Here is a 17,175-nt window from a genome sequence, read left to right on the forward strand (position 1 = left end):
CAATAATATGTGGTGGTTGTTCTGAGCTTATTGAAGTAGGACAATTACCGGCTTCACGTCACCACCTGCGACCCTGAATGGCCTTCCTTGCACTCGGTATCAATCATAAGACCGCCTCGGTCGACGTTCGCGAGCGCGTGGCATTTACCCCGGAACAGTTGGTGGAGGCGTTGCAGCAGCTTTGCCACCTGACCGAAAGTCGCGAGGCTGCGATTCTTTCAACCTGTAATCGCAGCGAGTTGTACATCGAGCACGAGCATCTCGGTGCGGACAGCATTCTTGCCTGGCTTGCCAATTACCATCACCTCAGCCTGGAAGAACTGCGCGCCAGCGCTTACGTCCATGAGGACGATGCCGCCGTGCGACACATGATGCGTGTCGCTTCGGGGCTCGACTCCCTGGTGCTCGGCGAGCCGCAGATTCTCGGCCAGATGAAGTCTGCGTATGCCGTTGCGCGCGAGGCCGGAACGGTCGGGCCGTTACTGGGACGTCTGTTTCAGGCCACGTTCAGCGCTGCCAAACAGGTGCGTACAGACACTGCAATTGGTGAAAACCCGGTGTCCGTGGCCTTCGCCGCGGTCAGTCTGGCCAAACAGATTTTCAGTGACCTGCAACGCAGTCAGGCCTTGTTGATCGGTGCGGGCGAGACCATTACTCTGGTCGCCCGGCATCTGCATGACCTGGGCGTCAAGCGTATCGTGGTTGCCAACCGTACGCTGGAGCGCGCCAGCATGCTGGCTGCCGAGTTCGGTGCCCATGCGGTGTTGCTGTCGGATATCCCGGCCGAGCTGGTCAACAGCGATATCGTGATCAGCTCCACCGCCAGCCAGTTGCCGATCCTGGGCAAGGGGGCCGTGGAAAGTGCGCTGAAACTGCGCAAGCACAAACCGATTTTCATGGTCGATATTGCCGTACCGCGGGATATCGAGCCTGAAGTCGGCGAACTGGACGACGTTTACCTGTACAGCGTTGATGATCTGCACGAAGTGGTGGCAGAAAATCTCAAGAGTCGCCAGGGGGCTGCGCTGGCTGCCGAGCAGCTGGTCAGCGTGGGGGCCGAAGACTTCATGTCGCGGCTGCGCGAACTGGCGGCGGTCGATGTGTTGCGCGCCTATCGTCAGCAAAGCGAACGGCTGCGTGACGAAGAACTGAGCAAGGCGCAACGTATGCTGGCCAACGGTAGCAATGCCGAGGACGTATTGATCCAGCTGGCACGTGGTCTGACCAACAAATTGCTGCACGCACCCAGCGTGCAGCTCAAGAAGCTGTCTGCCGAAGGTCGCGTCGATGCGCTGGCCATGGCCCAGGAACTTTTTGCCCTCGGTGAGGGCTCGACGGATAAAACCCCGCAATGAAAGCTTCACTGCTCAATAAGCTGGATGTCCTCAGCGACCGTTTCGAGGAACTGACCGCGCTGCTCGGCGATGCCGAAGTGATCAGCGATCAGACACGCTTTCGCGCCTATTCCCGTGAGTACGCCGAAGTGGAGCCGGTCGTTGCGCTTTACCAACAGCTGATCAGGGTGCAGGGTGATCTGGAGGGCGCGCAGGCGCTGCTCAAGGACAGCGACCCGGACATGCGCGAAATGGCCGTCGAGGAAGTTCGCGAAACAAAACAGCAACTGGTCGAGCTGGAAGCGCAATTGCAGCGCATGTTGTTGCCCAAGGACCCGAACGACGGCCGCAACGTGTTTCTGGAGATCCGTGCGGGCACCGGCGGTGATGAAGCCGCGATCTTCTCCGGCGACCTGTTTCGCATGTACTCGCGTTACGCCGAGCGGCGTGGCTGGCGGGTGGAAATTCTGTCCGAAAACGAAGGCGAGCATGGCGGCTACAAGGAAGTCATTGCGCGTGTTGAAGGTGACAGTGTCTACGGCAAGCTGAAATTCGAGTCCGGCGCGCACCGTGTGCAGCGCGTGCCCGAGACCGAGTCGCAGGGTCGCATCCACACGTCTGCCTGTACGGTTGCAGTGCTGCCGGAGCCTGACGAGCAACAGGCGATCGAGATCAACCCGGCCGACCTGCGTGTCGACACCTATCGCTCCTCAGGGGCCGGTGGCCAACACGTCAACAAAACCGACTCGGCGATCCGCATTACCCACTTGCCATCGGGTATTGTCGTCGAATGCCAGGAAGAGCGTTCGCAGCACAAGAACAGGGCCCGGGCAATGTCCTGGCTATCTGCCAAACTGAATGATCAGCAGACCAGCGCGGCGGCCAACGCCATCGCCAGCGAGCGCAAGCTGCTCGTGGGGTCGGGTGATCGTTCCGAGCGTATTCGTACGTATAATTTCCCTCAAGGGCGAGTGACGGATCACCGCGTGAACCTGACGCTGTATTCGCTGGATGAAGTTCTGGCGGGCGGGGTCGATGCAGTGATAGAGCCGCTACTCGCTGAATATCAGGCTGATCAACTTGCGGCACTGGGTGAGTAAATGACCATCATCGCAAGTTTGTTAAGAAGCGCCGAGCTTCCCGATTCACCGACCGCGCGGCTCGACATAGAGCTGCTGCTGGCGGCAGCGCTGGGCAAACCGCGCAGCTTTCTGCACACCTGGCCTGAGCGCATCGTCAGCACCGAGGCTGCGCTGGCCTTTGCAGGTTATTTGCAGCGTCGACGCACGGGCGAACCGGTGGCTTACATTCTCGGTCAGCAAGGTTTCTGGAAGCTTGATCTGGAAGTAGCGCCACATACCTTGATCCCGCGGCCAGAGACCGAAATGCTGGTCGAGGCAGCGCTGGAACTGGTGCCTGCGTTCGCGCCTGCCAAGGTACTTGACCTGGGCACCGGCACTGGGGCGATTGCGCTGGCGCTGGCCAACGAGCGCCAACAATGGAAAGTCACAGCGGTCGACCGTGTGCCTGAAGCGGTGGCGCTGGCCGAACGCAACCGCCAGCGTCTGCAACTGGATAACGCCCAAGTGCTCAACAGCCACTGGTTCAATGCTCTGGAAGGGCAGCAGTTTGATCTGATCATCAGTAACCCGCCGTACATCGCCGACGCTGATCCGCATCTGTCGGCCGGTGATGTACGTTTCGAGCCGAGCAGCGCGTTGACTGCCGGTTCCGACGGGCTGGACGATTTGCGCACGATCATTGCCGATGCGCCGGTGCACCTCAGCGCCGATGGCTGGCTGCTGCTGGAGCACGGTTACGATCAAGGCCCGGCGGTGCGCGAACTGTTGATCCGTCATGGTTTCGAGCGCATCCAGACTCGTCGTGATCTGGGTGAGCACGAGCGCATCACGTTCGGATGCAAGCCGTGCTGAGTGATCAGGAGCTGCTGCGCTACAGTCGCCAGATTCTGCTGCAACACGTTGATATCGACGGCCAGCTGCGCCTCAAGCAAAGTCGCGCGCTGATCGTCGGCGTCGGCGGGCTTGGTTCGCCGGTGGCCCTTTATCTGGCCGCCGCAGGGGTCGGTGAACTGCATCTGGCGGATTTTGATCACGTCGACCTGACCAACCTGCAACGCCAGATCATTCATGATACCCAGAGCATCGGACAGGCCAAGGTAGATTCGGCTCTGGGCCGACTCAAGGCGATCAATCCCGAGATCACTCTCGTCGCCCATCGCTCAGCGCTGGATACCGACTCACTGGAGGCGGCGGTGCAGGCTGTCGATCTGGTGCTGGATTGCTCGGATAATTTCGCCACCCGCGAAGCGGTGAATGCCGCCTGTTTCGCTGCCGGCAAGCCGTTGGTCAGCGGTGCTGCCATTCGGCTTGAAGGACAGTTATCGGTGTTCGATCCGCGTCGTGCGGACAGCCCGTGTTACCACTGCCTGTACGGTCACGGCAGCGAAGCCGAACTGACCTGCAGCGAGGCCGGTGTCATCGGGCCGCTGGTTGGCCTGGTTGGCAGCCTGCAAGCACTCGAAGCCTTGAAGCTGCTGGCCGGTTTTGGCGAGCCAATGGTCGGGCGACTGTTATTGATTGATGCCTTGAGTACCCGTTTCCGTGAACTGAAAGTCAAGCGCGACCCGGCGTGCAGCGTTTGCAGTGCAGCAAGCGGGCAGAGCGAACATGCCTGACATGCAGATGAGCCATGCCAGCGATGCGCCTGTCGCAATCTTTGATTCCGGGGTCGGTGGCCTGTCAGTGCTCAATGAAATCCGCCAGTTGCTGCCCAGCGAGTCACTGCTGTATCTGGCGGACTGCGGACATATTCCTTATGGCGAAAAGACCCCTGAATTCATTACCGAACGGTGCCTGACAATTGCGGGATTCTTCCGCGAGCAGGGTGCCAAGGCACTGGTCGTCGCCTGCAACACCGCGACGGCGGCGGGTGTGGCGCACATTCGTCAACGCTACCCGGACTGGCCAATTGTGGGTATGGAACCTGCTGTCAAACCTGCTGCCGAGGCGACCCGCAGCGGTGTTGTCGGTGTGCTGGCGACTACCGGAACGCTACAAAGCGCCCGGTTTGCGGCGTTGCTGGACCGATTTGCCAACGATGTTCGGGTAGTGACCCAGCCGTGCCCAGGTCTGGTCGAACTGATCGAAACCGGTGATCTGCTCAGTCCGCAAATCCGTCGATTGCTGCTGCATTATGTCGAGCCGCTGCTGGCAGCGTGCTGTGACACGATCATTCTGGGCTGTACTCACTACCCGTTTCTCAAACCTTTGTTGCGGGAGATGCTTCCCGAGTCGGTCACCCTGATCGACACCGGGGCTGCGGTAGCGCGTCAGTTACAGCGTCTTTTGTCGCGTTCCAGCCTTCTTGCCACTGGCACCGCGCGAGAGACTATGTATTGGTCTAGTGACATACCGGACAATTTCAGAAAAATCCTACCTTTTTTGTCGCAAAGTCCTGGCAATGTGAGAAGCTTCCGTTTGTAAAAAAAACGTGAAAAAAGGCGCTTTTGGGGTGAACTAACGTCGCCTCAGCGGCTTCTATAAAAGCGGCTGATGAATTCCAACACTTTTCGTACAATTTAATATATTTAGGACGTTTCTCATGAAGAGACTCTTTTGCCTGGCCGTGATTGCGGCCGCTTTGGCAGGGCAAGCTTCAATCGCGCAGGCTGATGGTGTTGAGTTTTCGGTCGGTCAGACCGGCGAGTCGACCATGACTTATCGTCTGGGCGTGCAGTTCGATTGGGATAAAACCTGGCTGCAAAGCGACATCGGCCGTTTGACCGGCTACTGGGATGGCGCTTACACCTATTGGGATGGCAAGGACTACAAGGATAACCACAGCCTGTCGTTCTCCCCGGTTCTGGTCTACGAGTTCGGCAACGGCAACGTCAAGCCTTACGTAGAAGCCGGTATCGGCGTCTCGGTGTTCTCCAACACCCAGGTTGAAGATCGCAAGTTCGGTTCTGCCTTCAACTTCGAAGACCGCATTGGTTTCGGTCTGCGCTTCGCGGGCGGGCATGAAGTCGGCATCCGCGCGACTCACTATTCCAACGCAGGCATCAAAGAGCGGAACGACGGTATAGAAAGCTACGCACTGCACTACAAGATGCCGTTCTGATTTGACTGGCATTCGTGCCAACGTTTCGCTGCAGCACAACGTAATGCCCTGCCCAAAAGCCATTGCGCATAAAATGCTTTTTTATCGCGATGGCACTGACAACGCAGAGTGCGACGTTAGTGACGGCTGAGCTCTGACGCTGATCCGGGGGATGCGAGGCAGCACGCCGAGCAAGCTGCACCGGGCCAAGGATGGCCCGGTGCGGCGGCCCCCGGATCAGTGACAGGGCGAAGGAACCCGACGAAGTCGGGCCGGAAACAGGAGCGAAAGGCTTTGGTTACTTTGGCCTCATCAAAGTAACTCGCCGAGGGGCGAAAAGGTGACCTGAGTCGGGCACCAATTCACCTGATGTCGAAGAACCGCCATGTGACGCGGAGCGTCACGAACTGCATTCCCACGCGGAGCGTGGGAATGATAGTTATCAACCAGGCAACACTGATCAGAGATACGCCGTCGCAATCCCTTTGCGTTCGTTCAGGCAGTCTTCTGCTCCGGCTTCGAACTCACGGCAGATCAGCGGGCGTTTCTCGTAGATCGTGCACATCATGGTGTTGCGATCCAGTGCTGCACACCAGCCGTCGTCCAGACGCAGCATGACCTCGCCACCCCACTCGTCGGTATCAATGTAACGCTCAGGCACGCCCGTGTCGGTGATGAGCATCACTTCCAGTTGGCAACAGCAGGCTGCGCAGGTCGAGCAGGTGACTTCCGTTTCGCTGTGAATGTCTGCGAGCGGAATGAGCGTAGCGTTCAGAGCGTTTCTCCCGATTGTCTGGCTGCGCGTGCTGCCAGCCATTGCAGCAAGGGAAACAGCCCCGCCCAGACCAGCCCCAGCACCAGCATGCCAGGCCACACTCCGAGGGGAAGGTGGACCTGAGCCAGTTGTGAGCCGGCATAGTACGACATCGGGCCGCCAATAGCGCCCAGCACGGCGGCGCGCCATAGCGGCTTTGCGGTCCACGCCAGGCAATGATTGAGCGTCGTGCCCAGCACCGCCCACAATACCGCCAGCCACAGCGGCAGCAGGTAGCCGCCGCTGCCAAAGTCGAAAACGCCGAGTGTCATCAAGGCACTGTCGAGCACGATCCCGATTAACGTAACCGTCAGGATCAGCCGGCCTTCCGCTGCCCATGAGCTGGTCCACAGAAAATGCACCGCCAGCACGCCGACTGCAATCAGCAGCCAGTAACTGTTACCGCCCAATACGCAGGCGAACCAGCCGATCTGAAAGAGCAGCGCGTTGGCGATTGATTTAAGCATTGAAGCGCCCAAGCAAGGGTTCTCGCAGGGCATCGGGTTTGGCCAGGAGCAGCTGCGCCGTACCGATGGTCCGCTCCAGAAAGCCGCCTTCGCAGTAGCACAGATAGAACTCCCAAAGGCGCAGGAAGTGTTCGTCGTAACCCAGTTCGGCCAGTTTGCCGTGCGCGTGTTTGAAGTTGTCGTGCCACAGGCGCAGCGTGCGCGCGTAGTGCAGGCCGAAATCTTCCATGTGCAGCAGGTTCATGTCGGTATCGCTGCCGACAATGTCCAGCATCTTCGCCACCGAGGGCAGAGCACCACCGGGGAAGATGTAGCGCTGGATGAAGTCCACATTGCGTTTGGCCTGAGCATAACGCTGCTCGCGGATGGTGATCGCCTGCAGCAGCATCATGCCGTTGCTTTTGAGCAGGTTCGCGCATTGCTTGAAGTACGTCGGCAGAAAACGATGGCCGACCGCTTCGATCATCTCGATGGACACCAGCTTGTCATATTCACCGGTCAGGTCCCGGTAGTCGGTCAGCAGCAGCGTGACGCGTTCCTGCAGGCCCAGTTCGATCAGGCGTTGCTCGGTGTAGGCGAACTGTTCTCTGGACAGGGTCGTGGTGGTCACCCGGCAGCCGTAATGCTGCGCAGCATAAATAGCCATGCTGCCCCAGCCTGTGCCGATTTCCAGCAGGTGATCTTCAGGTTTCAGGGCCAGCTTCTGACAGATGCGTTCCAGTTTATTCAACTGCGCCTGTTCCAGCGTGTCGTCTTCGCTGAGGAACTGTGCGGCGGAGTACATCATCGTCGGGTCGAGAAACTGCTCGAACAGCGTGTTGCCCAGATCGTAATGGGCAGCAATGTTTTTCTGCGAGCCTTCGCGTGTATTGCGATTTAGCCAGTGCAGGGCATGAATGAACGGACGGGTCAGGCGAGCCACGCCGCCTTCCATTGCATCCAGCACATCCAGATTGCTGACAAATACCCGCACCACTGCCGTCAGGTCCGGGGTAGTCCAGTAGCCGTGAATAAACGCCTCGCCAGCGCTGATGGAGCCGTTGCTGGCAACCATGCCCCATGCTGCCGAATCAAGAATGTGGATTTCAGCCTGGATCAGCGCGTTGTTCTTGCCGAACACATGGCGCTCACCCCGTTCGATAACCACCAACTGGCCGTTGCGCAGTCCTGCTAATTGCCGTAACACACCTCGGCGCAGGATATTGGCCGTCAGACCATTGGTGCCCAGATTGGCAGAAAAACTACTGCTACTGCTTTTCATGGCGTGAGTCCTTGGTTTGCGCGGCGGCAGCACGGTACTCGCCGTCGGCGGCCTGATGAGAAAAAATGGGTATGCGCTTGACCAGCAGACGCATCGCCTGCCAGTAAATCGCCAGACAGGTTTTGGCGGTCATCCACGGGTAAGCGATCAGGTAACGATGCAGCGTCTGGCGGCTGAGGTTCTGGCGGGTCAGGTTGAGCGTGGCGTCGAACATTTTCAGTTCGCCTTGCCAGTCAGCCATGTGCACACCAATCCGCTCGGCGGGCTGGCTGAAGCTCATACGGTATTCAAGGTCGCGCGGCAAAAACGGTGAAACGTGAAAGGCCTTTGCCACCGCGAAATACTGATGTCCTTCACCTGTCGCGGGCAGCACATAGCTGTAGCGTTCGCCCCACGGTGTGTTGGTGACTTCACAGAGAATGCCTGCCAGTGTGCCGTCTGCCTCATGGCAGTAGAAAAAGCTTACCGGATTGAACGACAAGCCCCAGCTGCGTGCCTGGGTCAGCAGGCAGACACGACCTGATGGTACGCGGCCCAGCGCTTTGCCAACCTGCTCGCGGACCGCCTCTATGAGGCTCATGCCTTGCCCGGTCAGCGCTGGCAGGTAGTCACGTTCGCGGAACGAGAAGGGCGCAAAACGCTTGCTGCCAGCCAGTGGCGAAAGCCCCAGCACGCTGTCCTGTTCATCCAGATCCAGATAAAGCAGGCCTATCCGATAGGTGAACTCATGGGCACGCGGCGCAAATCGCCGGTGGCTGATCCAGCCACTGTAGAGCGCGCTGTTCACAGCGTTTCACCAAACGCCTGGGCGACACGCAAGCCGCTGACCACGCCGTCTTCGTGAAAGCCGTTGGCCCAGTACGCGCCGCAGTACCACGTGTGGTCGACGCCATTTATTTCTTCCCAGCGCGCCTGCGCGGCGATTGCATCAAGGCTGTATTGCGGGTGCGCGTAACGGTAGCGGCCGAGGATTTTTTTCGGGTCGATGGCAGCGGTCTGGTTGAGGCTGACGCAAAAGGTTGTGTCGCTGTCGATCCCTTGCAGGATGTTCATGTCGTAAGTGACGGCTGCCGATTGCTGTTCGCTGCCGCCGAGCCTGTAGTTCCAGCTGGCCCAGGCCAGTTTGCGCTCGGGCAGCAGTCGTGTATCGGTGTGCAGCACCACGTCGTTTTCGGCATAGCGCAGTGCGCCGAGCACCGACTGCTCGGCACTTGAGGGTTTTGCCAGCAGGGCCAGGGCCTGATCGCTGTGGCAGGCAAACACGACTTTGTCGAAGCGTTCGCTGCCCATGGCGCTTTGCAGCGTCACACCGTCACTGTCGCGCTCGACCCGTGTGACCGGGCATGACAGACGAATCCGCTCGCGGAACGACGCCGTCAACGGTTCGACATAACTTCTGGAGCCACCTTCGATCACGCACCATTGCGGCCGATGGGTGACCGAGAGCAGGCCGTGATTCTTGAAAAAGCGCACGAAGAACTGCAGGGGAAAGCCGAGCATGTCGGCCAGCGACATCGACCAGATGGCCGCGCCCATGGGCACGATGTAATGATCGATGAAACGCTGCCCGTAGCCGCCGCTCTTCAGGTATTCGCCCAACGTGGTGTCGGCCGCGATACGCTGGTTTTCCAGGTCGTCGACCGATTGACGATTGAAACGCAGGATATCGCGCAGCATGCCCCAGAACCTGGGCGACAGCAGGTTGCTGCGTTGGGCGAACAGACTGTTAAGGTTGTTGCCGTTATATTCCACGCCAGTGCGCGGATCATGCACCGAAAAGCTCATTTCGGCGGGCTTGAAGCCAACACCCAGCTGACTCAGCAAGCGAATGAAATTGGGGTAGGTCCAGTCGTTGAATACAATGAAACCGGTGTCAATGGCGTAAGCCCGGCCTTCGACCTGCACGTCCACCGTATGAGTGTGCCCGCCGACCCAGTCGGAGGACTCAAACACTGTCACCTCATGCGCGCGGTTGAGCAGGTAGGCACTGGTCAGGCCAGCGATCCCGCTACCAATGACGGCGATTTTCATTGCGCATCCTTATTCGACGACTCGGTCCGCGCCATACGTTTGCCGAGGGCCAGTCTGGCGCGTGCCGGGAGCATTGCCAGCGCGCGCATGCTGAAAATGAACAGCGCCGGGAACGCGATATCCAGTGGGCGTTTGTTGCGCCCCAGTTTGCTGGCGATATGTTTGGCGGCCCTCTCGACAGGCCAGCGCATCGGCATGGGGAAATCATTTTTCTGCGTCAGGGGCGTGTCGACGAATCCTGGGCTGACCACGGTCACGTCGATGTTCTCGCTGGCCAGGTCCAGACGCAGCGCTTCGAACAGATAACGCAGGCCGGCTTTCGAGGCGCCATAGGCTTCTGCGCGAGGTAGCGCCAGGTAGGTCACCGCACTGGCCACGCCGACCAGATGCGGCTGATGCCCCTTGCGTAACAGCGGCAGTGCTTGCTCGATGCAATAACTGCTGGCCAGCAAGTTGGTGCGCACCACGCGCTCGACCATTGCCGCTTCGAACTGCCGCACGTCGATGTATTCACAGGTACCCGCGTTGAAGATGGCGGTGTCCAGCGCGCCCCATTGCTGCGCGATCAGGTCGGCCATGGCCTTGACCTGCGCAGGCTCGGTGATGTCGCCTGTCACCAGCAGCACCTGGGTCGGGTAAACAGTCGCCAGGTTCTGCAGCGGTTCAAGCGTACGGGCGGTCAACGCCAGCCGATGTCCGGCGTTGAGCAGTTCTTTGGCCAGCGCCAGACCAATGCCGCTGCTAGCTCCGGTCAACCAGATGCGTCGTGCAACAGGAGTGCTCATCCCAACCTCTTCTTCAGCCAATGGATGACTCGACCCATGATGGGCAGATGTTCGTAGAGCAATGCACCGGCATCGAAGTAATCCCGGTGTCGATAAACCTTGTCGTGCCACTTCAGGTGCGAACAGCCTTCGACACGAATCGTCCGGCCCCCAGCCAGACGCGGGTGCGAATAGCTCATGGTCCAGACCAGATAGCCCTCGCCGGGGCGCACTTCATCGAAGGCATGAAAGTCGAAGTGCAGATCCTGAACGTTGGCATATAGCTCGTCGAAATAACGTCGCATGGCGGCGAGGCCGTGGATGTCATGCATCGGGTCGCTGAACGACACGTCGTCGCTGTACAGCTCAGCGATCTGATCAAGGTTGTCCTTGTTCAGCGCAGCAAAACCTTCGGCGAAGCGATGCAGGAAATCAGTCATGTTCGATTCCCGCAGCGGGTTGGCGGGCCGGAAGCGCCTTGAATGCTGCCAGGGCGCGGGCGCGGCTTTTGCTCAGATCGACGATAGGTTTCGGGTAGTCGGCAGCGCCAAACAGGCCGCCGATGGACGCGGGGTCATGAATCTGCTTTTTATTCAGATCGGCGAGCTCTGGCAGCCAGCGTTTGATGAACACGCCTTCTGGGTCGAAGCGTTCCGACTGCGACAACGGATTGAAAATACGGAAGTAGGGCGCCGAGTCGGTGCCGGTGGACGAGCTCCACTGCCAGCCACCATTGTTCGACGCCAGGTCGCCGTCGATCAGGTGGCGCATGAAAAAGCGCTCGCCCTCGTGCCAGTCGATCAACAGGTTTTTGGTGAGGAACATCGCAACGACCATCCTTAGCCGATTGTGCATCCATCCGGTTTCCAGCAACTGGCGCATCGCTGCGTCAATAATCGGCAGACCGGTACGCGCCTCTTGCCACGCCAGCAGTTCTTCGGGGGCATCGCGCCACTTCAACGCCTCGGTTTCCGGGCGGAAGGCACGATGCCGTGATACACGAGGGTAGCCGACCAGCGTGTGTTTATAAAACTCTCGCCATAATAGCTCGTTGATCCAGGTCACAGTGCCAACGTCGCCGGTCTCGAATTCCCCCTGGTTGCTGCCCAGCGCCGCATGCAGGCACTGGCGCGGCGAAATCACCCCTGCCGCCAGATACGCTGACAGCTGACTGGTGCCGGGTTTGGCGGGAAAGTCGCGTTCGGTCTTGTAGTAACTGATTTGCGCGTCGGCGAAGGTCGCCATGCGCCGCCTGGCTTCGGCCTCGCCTGCTGGCCACAGGTCACGTAATGCTTTCGAGGGCGTAGCAAAGCCCTCGACCTGATCAGGGATCGAATCGCTCTTGATCGACAGTGATTGCTGCGCTTTGGGTGTGCGCACCGGCTGCGGCATGGCCTGGTGCATCCGGTTGTAGCAGACTTTCTTGAACTGAGTGAACACCTGGAAATAATTGCCGGTCTTGGTCAGTATGCTGCCCGGCTTGAACAACAGCTGATCAAGGTAACTGGTGACCTGCACACCGGCTTTTTCCAGCGCCTTTTGCACCGCCTGATCACGGCGTGTTTCGTTGATGCCGTATTCCTGATTGAGGTGCAGGCCTTCGATCTTGAGCTGCGTGCACAGTGTCGACAGCACTTCAGGTGCCTGATCCCAAGTATCGGCCTCGCGAATCAACAGCGGTACGTTCAGCGCGCCCAGTGCCTTTTCCAGCTCGACCAGATTACGCAGCCAGAAATCCACCTTGCAGTCAGCATCGTCGTGGCTGCGCCACTGTGCCGGGCTGAGCAGGTAAACCGCCAGCGTCGGACCGCGCTCCATGGCAGCGGTCAGGGCGGTATTATCGTGAACGCGCAGGTCGCTACGCAGCCAGATCAGTTGCATGAGAAGTCCTTAGATAAGTCCGAGCTTGCCCAGCTCTATCTGCGCGCCGAGTGCGTCGTGGGCAAGGGTCAGTCCAGCTATCTCGCTAGCCTGTACGAGCAGCTCGGCGTTATGGATCTGCACCGTTGGTCCGCTCAGCACCACGGGGCAGGTGATATTGGCCAGCAAGCGGGGTAGTTGGGCCACATTCAGGGCTTTGCTGGAGTACAGCAATATGCCACGTGGCTTAAGGTATTCCGCGGCCAGCGCCAGCTCACCGACCGGCAATGGCCAGTCGAACACCTCGACCGGGCAGTCGGCACTGCTCACCAGCCAGGCCGTGAGCCACAGGTGTGGTTCCAGCGGCAGATCGGACTGATTGACCAGCAGCAACGGGCTGCCATTGAGCTGGCGATTGTTGTGATAGATCCGCGCGCCAAACTTGCTGCGTAGCCAGGAGTAGAAAAATGTGCGCTCCAGTTGTGCGCCGAACTTGCCTTGCCAGCGCTGCTCCAGTTCGGCCAGCAGCGGCAGCAGCAACTGTTCACACAGCGTGCGTGGCGGGTACAGCGACATCGCCTGATTGAACACGTCATCAACCCGGCGTTCAGCCAACTCGCCGATCGCCACCAGCAGGGTCTGACGCAAGGCGTCCCAGTCGTTGGTCGGCGGCAGGGCGTCCTGACGGTTGTCATCGATCAGGCCTTTGACCTGGCTCACGGAGACGCCACGGTTGAGCCAGGTCAGAATCTTCATGACGCGCTGCACATGCTCGTCCGAATACAGCCGATGGCCTTTGGCGGTGCGGTGCGGAACGATCAGTCCGTAACGGCGTTCCCAGGCGCGCAAGGTAACGGCGTTGACGCCTGTCTGCCGTGCGACCTCGCGGATAGGCAGCCAGTCGCCCGGCACCTCTGTGTCTGTTTCATTCATGAGTCAAATCGCATTACGCAGGCTGAGGTTTTCCGGATGGGGCTGCATGTACACCTGCAGCGCTACATACGGATCCGGATGTTGGCGAAAGTGATGCTTGAGCAGGGTCAGCGGTACGATCAGGGGGACGATGCCCTGGTGATACTGGCTGATCACTTCCTGAATTTCCTGCTTGTCCTCGGCACTGATGGTTTGTTTCAAGTAGCCGCACAGGTGTTGCAGGACGTTGGTATGAGTGCGACGCGTTGCGCACTTCTTCAGCGCCGCCATCAGCTCGCTGAAATACAGCGGTGCGATTTCGTTCGGGTCGGTGCGGCCCATGCTGCCAAGCATTTTGCCCAGTGCCTTGTATTGCACCGGGTCATTGGCCATCAGCTGGTATTTGTAGCGCGAGTGAAATTCGGTCAGTGCACGCCGGGTGACGCCGTCTTTCAACAATTGCTGCCAGGCGGCATAGGCAAACACGCGGGTCACGAAATTTTCCCGCAGCACAGCGTCATTCAGACGCCCGTCTTCCTCGACCGGAAGGTTGGGGTGGCGCTCGCAAAAGGCCTGTGCGTAGATACCACGACCGCCACCGTCTACCGGGGCGCCGTTTTCGCGGTAGACCTTGACTCGCTCCAGGCCGCAGGACGGGGATTTCTGCATGAAAATGTAACCACAGATATCACCCAGCTCCTCGGCCATCTGTATGCCGTAATTGGCGAGCGCCTCGGTAACGTCCAGCTCACGGTTGACGGTGCCCAGCGCCTTGGGGTTTTCCGCGTCGCCCACCAGCCTGATCGGCTCGCGCGGGATGCCCATGCCGATAGCGACCTCGGGGCACGCCTGGACGAAATCAAAATACTTGCTCAGTGCCCGCGTGCACAGATGGGACTCCTTGTGGCCGCCATTGAAACGAACCTCGGCACCCATCAGGCAGGCACTGATGCCGAGCTTGGGTTTTTCGATTGCGGACATTGGCATCGGTCACCTCTACAGAAGACTTGTACAGATAGTTCGCGCTGTACAACTTGTCTTCATCATAGGGGGATAGGTGTACAAGTCAAATTCTTTGTAGAGGGTTTTGAAGACTGCTCTGAACTGGCCAGTGCCAAAGCTGCGTTCGCACGCATCCTGTGATGCAGAGCGTCACGAACTGCATGCCGACGCGGAGCATCGGCACGATAATCATCTGAATCCGGGCAAACCCGCTAGTTCCAGCCCATCCGCCATGTATCCGCCTGCTGCAGCACCTGCCACGGCAGTCGTTCGCTGCGCTGGGTCAGCACGGCCTGCAGTTCGATTTCCAGCACAGTGCCTTCTTCATCTTTGAACAGCTCAGTCACCAGAAAATGTTTCTCCCGGTTGAGCGGGGTGGCTGCGGTCCATTTCGACAGCAGCAGTTTGCGAGGGTTGATCTGATTCATTGCAGGTGTTCCAGCAGTCGGCGTGCCGCTTCCTGGCCACTCAGCCAGGCGCCTTCGACGCGACCCGACAGGCACCAGTCGCCACAGACATAAATGCCCAGGTCGGCATCCGACAGCGCGCCCCATTCATGAGAGCCGGCAGGTCGTGCATACAGCCAGCGGTGCGCCAGGCTGAATACCGGCGCGGGCATGGCGCAATCGATCAATTCCGCAAATGCGCCGTGCAAGTGTTCGATAACCTGTTCTCTGGAGGCGTCGAGGTTCTGCCGGCTCCATTGGCTGGTGGCGTGCAGGACCCAGCTATCGAGCGTGTCGTCGCGCCCCGGTTTGCTGCGGTTGCGGGCCAGCCAGTCAAGCGGGCTGTCCTGCACGAAGCAACCCTGCATGGGCGTTTGCAAGGGTGTTTCGAAGGCTAGGGCCACTGCCCAGGTCGGGTCCATCTTGACGCCTGCCACCACACTTGCCAGCTTCGGTGCGGCAGCCAGCAGAGCAGTGGCCTGCGGCGCCGGGGTGGCGATGATCACATGGCTGAAAGGGCCGTGATTTTCGCCTTCGGCATCCAGCAGGTTCCAGTGCTGCTCTCCGCGAAACACGTCGGTGATGCGGCACGAGAATGACACTGGCAAGTCGCCGCGCATGGCCCGGGTGATGGCGCTCATGCCTGGCTCGCCCACCCAGCGCACCTGCTCATCCGGCGATGGGCTGAGCCTGCCGCCGTGAAAGTTGTAGAGCAAGGGCGTCCACTCGGAGACGTGCCCTTGAGCCTGCCATTGCTTCACGGCGGTGGCGAAACGCCGGTCACGAGCGGTGAAATATTGTGCACCCATGTCCAGCGAACCTGCGTCGCTGCGCTTGCTGGACATTCGACCGCCGCTGCCGCGGCTTTTGTCGAAAAGGTGCACCTGATGCCCGGCTGATGTAAGCGCCTGGGCTGCTGAGAGTCCGGCGATACCGGTACCGATGATTGCGATAGGGACAGTCATAGGGGCCTCGTTACCTTGTCTGTACAGACTACGCCGTAGTTAAAACCTGTACAATCTTCTTCTTTGGTATAACTTGCAGTGGTTTTGGAATTTGCCTGTTGAGTCACATTGCTGCTTTGAGGGTCGAACGGGGCAGCCATAAAGGCAAGGGCCTCATGGCTGCGCTCCATTAAGCTGTGGCCTATGGTTCAACTGACAGTTTCGTTTTCCGGACAAGCGTCACGGAGATCGTCACTGGTAAAAATAAGACTACTCAATTGTCACGCACGCCACGCGAGGTTATCTGCCATGCACATATTGCTGACCGGTGGTACTGGTTTGATAGGACGAGCGCTCTGCCGTTTCTGGTCTGCTCAAGGCCATGAACTGACGGTATGGAGCCGAAAACCCGCCGATGTCGCCGAGCTATGCGGCGCCTCGGTGCGTGGCATTGCCAGCCTTGATGAGCTGGGTGCGCAGCCGGTGGATGCAATCGTCAATCTGGCGGGCGCGCCTATTGCGGATCGCCCCTGGACCCGCAAGCGTCGCCTGCTGCTGTGGGACAGCCGCATCGGGCTGACCGAACAACTGCTGACCTGGCTGGGCACCCGCTCGCAAAAACCTGCGCTGATGATTTCCGGTTCTGCGGTCGGCTGGTACGGCGACAGCGGCGAGCGTGAAATCGATGAAACTTCACTGCCTGCCAAAGAAGATTTTGCCAGTCAGCTGTGCAACGCCTGGGAAGAAACCGCGCAACGTGCCGAGTCGCTGGGTGTGCGCGTGGTGCTGATCCGTACCGGGCTGGTGCTGTCGGACCGCGCCGGCTTCCTGCAACGCCTGTTACCGCCCTTCAAATTCGGCATGGGCGGACCTATTGGCAATGGCAGGCAGTGGATGCCCTGGGTTCATATTGACGATCAAATTGCGGCGATTGATTTTCTGTTGAATCTGAATGAAGCAAAGGGTCCTTATAATGTTTGTGCGCCATCACCGGTGCGCAATCGTCAGTTTGCCAAGGCACTGGCAGGTATTCTGCATAGACCGGCATTCATGCCTATGCCTGCGCTGGCCCTGAAAGTATTGCTGGGCGAACTTTCGGTGCTGCTGCTCGGTGGTCAGCGTGCCCGGCCAGAGCGTTTGCAGAAAGCCGGTTTCACATTCACGTACACCGAACTCGACACTGCCCTGCAAGATTTGCTGGGTCGCCACTGAACGCTT

General features: G+C 59.3%; 19 protein-coding genes. 7 read left to right on the plus strand and 12 right to left on the minus strand.

The genetic code is table 11. From position 1 onward, the window contains the following. Positions 1–77 precede the first annotated feature (77 nt). From hemA to FFH21_RS05160, 6 genes are all read left to right on the plus strand, one after another. On the plus strand, positions 78–1,355 hold the full coding sequence (gene hemA / locus FFH21_RS05135) for a glutamyl-tRNA reductase (protein WP_002552149.1): 1,278 nt from the start codon (positions 78–80) through the stop codon (positions 1,353–1,355). Beyond that, positions 1,352–2,434, plus strand: coding sequence for a peptide chain release factor 1 (gene prfA / locus FFH21_RS05140; RefSeq protein WP_002552150.1), 1,083 nt, complete (start codon positions 1,352–1,354; stop codon positions 2,432–2,434). The genes hemA and prfA overlap by 4 nt, the downstream gene beginning before the upstream one ends. Then, positions 2,435–3,268, plus strand: a complete 834-nt coding sequence (prmC, locus tag FFH21_RS05145; RefSeq protein ID WP_011167843.1) for a peptide chain release factor N(5)-glutamine methyltransferase — start codon at positions 2,435–2,437, stop codon at positions 3,266–3,268. Then, a complete protein-coding gene (locus tag FFH21_RS05150; protein ID WP_162885688.1) occupies positions 3,262–4,032 on the plus strand; it encodes a molybdopterin-synthase adenylyltransferase MoeB in 771 nt (256 codons plus the stop codon). The genes prmC and FFH21_RS05150 overlap by 7 nt, the downstream gene beginning before the upstream one ends. After that, complete coding sequence (murI, locus tag FFH21_RS05155) at positions 4,025–4,840, plus strand: glutamate racemase (protein ID WP_011167845.1); 816 nt, start codon at positions 4,025–4,027, stop codon at positions 4,838–4,840. Before FFH21_RS05150 ends, murI begins: the two co-directional genes overlap by 8 nt. Before the next feature lie 118 nt (positions 4,841–4,958). Then, a complete protein-coding gene (locus FFH21_RS05160) occupies positions 4,959–5,477 on the plus strand; it encodes an acyloxyacyl hydrolase (RefSeq protein ID WP_011167846.1) in 519 nt (172 codons plus the stop codon). Between the two features lie 439 nt (positions 5,478–5,916). Here the strand turns inward: FFH21_RS05160 and FFH21_RS05170 are convergent, their stop codons facing one another. From FFH21_RS05170 to FFH21_RS05225, 12 genes are all read right to left on the minus strand, one after another. Then, entirely contained in the window at positions 5,917–6,273 is a 357-nt protein-coding gene (locus tag FFH21_RS05170; protein WP_044294123.1) for a YkgJ family cysteine cluster protein, read from the minus strand. Beyond that, entirely contained in the window at positions 6,228–6,737 is a 510-nt protein-coding gene (locus FFH21_RS05175) for a DUF2878 domain-containing protein (RefSeq protein WP_002552155.1), read from the minus strand. The genes FFH21_RS05170 and FFH21_RS05175 overlap by 46 nt, the downstream gene beginning before the upstream one ends. Beyond that, positions 6,730–7,998, minus strand: coding sequence for a cyclopropane-fatty-acyl-phospholipid synthase family protein (locus tag FFH21_RS05180; protein ID WP_011167849.1), 1,269 nt, complete (start codon positions 7,996–7,998; stop codon positions 6,730–6,732). Before FFH21_RS05180 ends, FFH21_RS05175 begins: the two co-directional genes overlap by 8 nt. Continuing rightward, entirely contained in the window at positions 7,985–8,785 is an 801-nt protein-coding gene (locus FFH21_RS05185; protein WP_004663913.1) for a DUF1365 domain-containing protein, read from the minus strand. Before FFH21_RS05185 ends, FFH21_RS05180 begins: the two co-directional genes overlap by 14 nt. Beyond that, complete coding sequence (locus FFH21_RS05190) at positions 8,782–10,029, minus strand: NAD(P)/FAD-dependent oxidoreductase (protein ID WP_011167850.1); 1,248 nt, start codon at positions 10,027–10,029, stop codon at positions 8,782–8,784. Before FFH21_RS05190 ends, FFH21_RS05185 begins: the two co-directional genes overlap by 4 nt. After that, positions 10,026–10,814 carry an SDR family oxidoreductase gene (locus tag FFH21_RS05195; RefSeq protein WP_011167851.1) on the minus strand — a complete coding sequence of 263 codons (789 nt, stop codon included), beginning with the start codon at positions 10,812–10,814 and terminating at the stop codon, positions 10,026–10,028. Before FFH21_RS05195 ends, FFH21_RS05190 begins: the two co-directional genes overlap by 4 nt. Further along, entirely contained in the window at positions 10,811–11,233 is a 423-nt protein-coding gene (locus FFH21_RS05200) for a nuclear transport factor 2 family protein (RefSeq protein ID WP_005746214.1), read from the minus strand. Before FFH21_RS05200 ends, FFH21_RS05195 begins: the two co-directional genes overlap by 4 nt. Next, on the minus strand, positions 11,226–12,674 hold the full coding sequence (gene phrB, locus FFH21_RS05205) for a deoxyribodipyrimidine photo-lyase (protein ID WP_011167852.1): 1,449 nt from the start codon (positions 12,672–12,674) through the stop codon (positions 11,226–11,228). The genes FFH21_RS05200 and phrB overlap by 8 nt, the downstream gene beginning before the upstream one ends. A gap of 9 nt (positions 12,675–12,683) precedes the next feature. Further along, on the minus strand, positions 12,684–13,586 hold the full coding sequence (locus FFH21_RS05210) for a MerR family transcriptional regulator (protein ID WP_011167853.1): 903 nt from the start codon (positions 13,584–13,586) through the stop codon (positions 12,684–12,686). Between the two features lie 3 nt (positions 13,587–13,589). Then, complete coding sequence (locus tag FFH21_RS05215; protein ID WP_004663916.1) at positions 13,590–14,546, minus strand: DUF523 and DUF1722 domain-containing protein; 957 nt, start codon at positions 14,544–14,546, stop codon at positions 13,590–13,592. Positions 14,547–14,779: 233 nt separating this feature from the next. Further along, positions 14,780–14,995 (minus strand): TIGR02450 family Trp-rich protein, encoded by a 216-nt coding sequence (locus FFH21_RS05220; protein ID WP_011167854.1) that lies wholly within the window; start codon positions 14,993–14,995, stop codon positions 14,780–14,782. Continuing rightward, positions 14,992–15,978, minus strand: a complete 987-nt coding sequence (locus FFH21_RS05225; RefSeq protein WP_011167855.1) for an NAD(P)/FAD-dependent oxidoreductase — start codon at positions 15,976–15,978, stop codon at positions 14,992–14,994. Before FFH21_RS05225 ends, FFH21_RS05220 begins: the two co-directional genes overlap by 4 nt. Positions 15,979–16,266: 288 nt before the next feature. Here FFH21_RS05225 and FFH21_RS05230 point away from each other — a divergent pair, with 288 nt between their 5' ends. After that, entirely contained in the window at positions 16,267–17,169 is a 903-nt protein-coding gene (locus FFH21_RS05230; protein ID WP_041924453.1) for a TIGR01777 family oxidoreductase, read from the plus strand. Positions 17,170–17,175: the final 6 nt, after the last annotated feature.

Source organism: Pseudomonas sp. KBS0707 (assembly GCF_005937945.2).
Lineage (GTDB): Bacteria > Pseudomonadota > Gammaproteobacteria > Pseudomonadales > Pseudomonadaceae > Aquipseudomonas > Aquipseudomonas amygdali.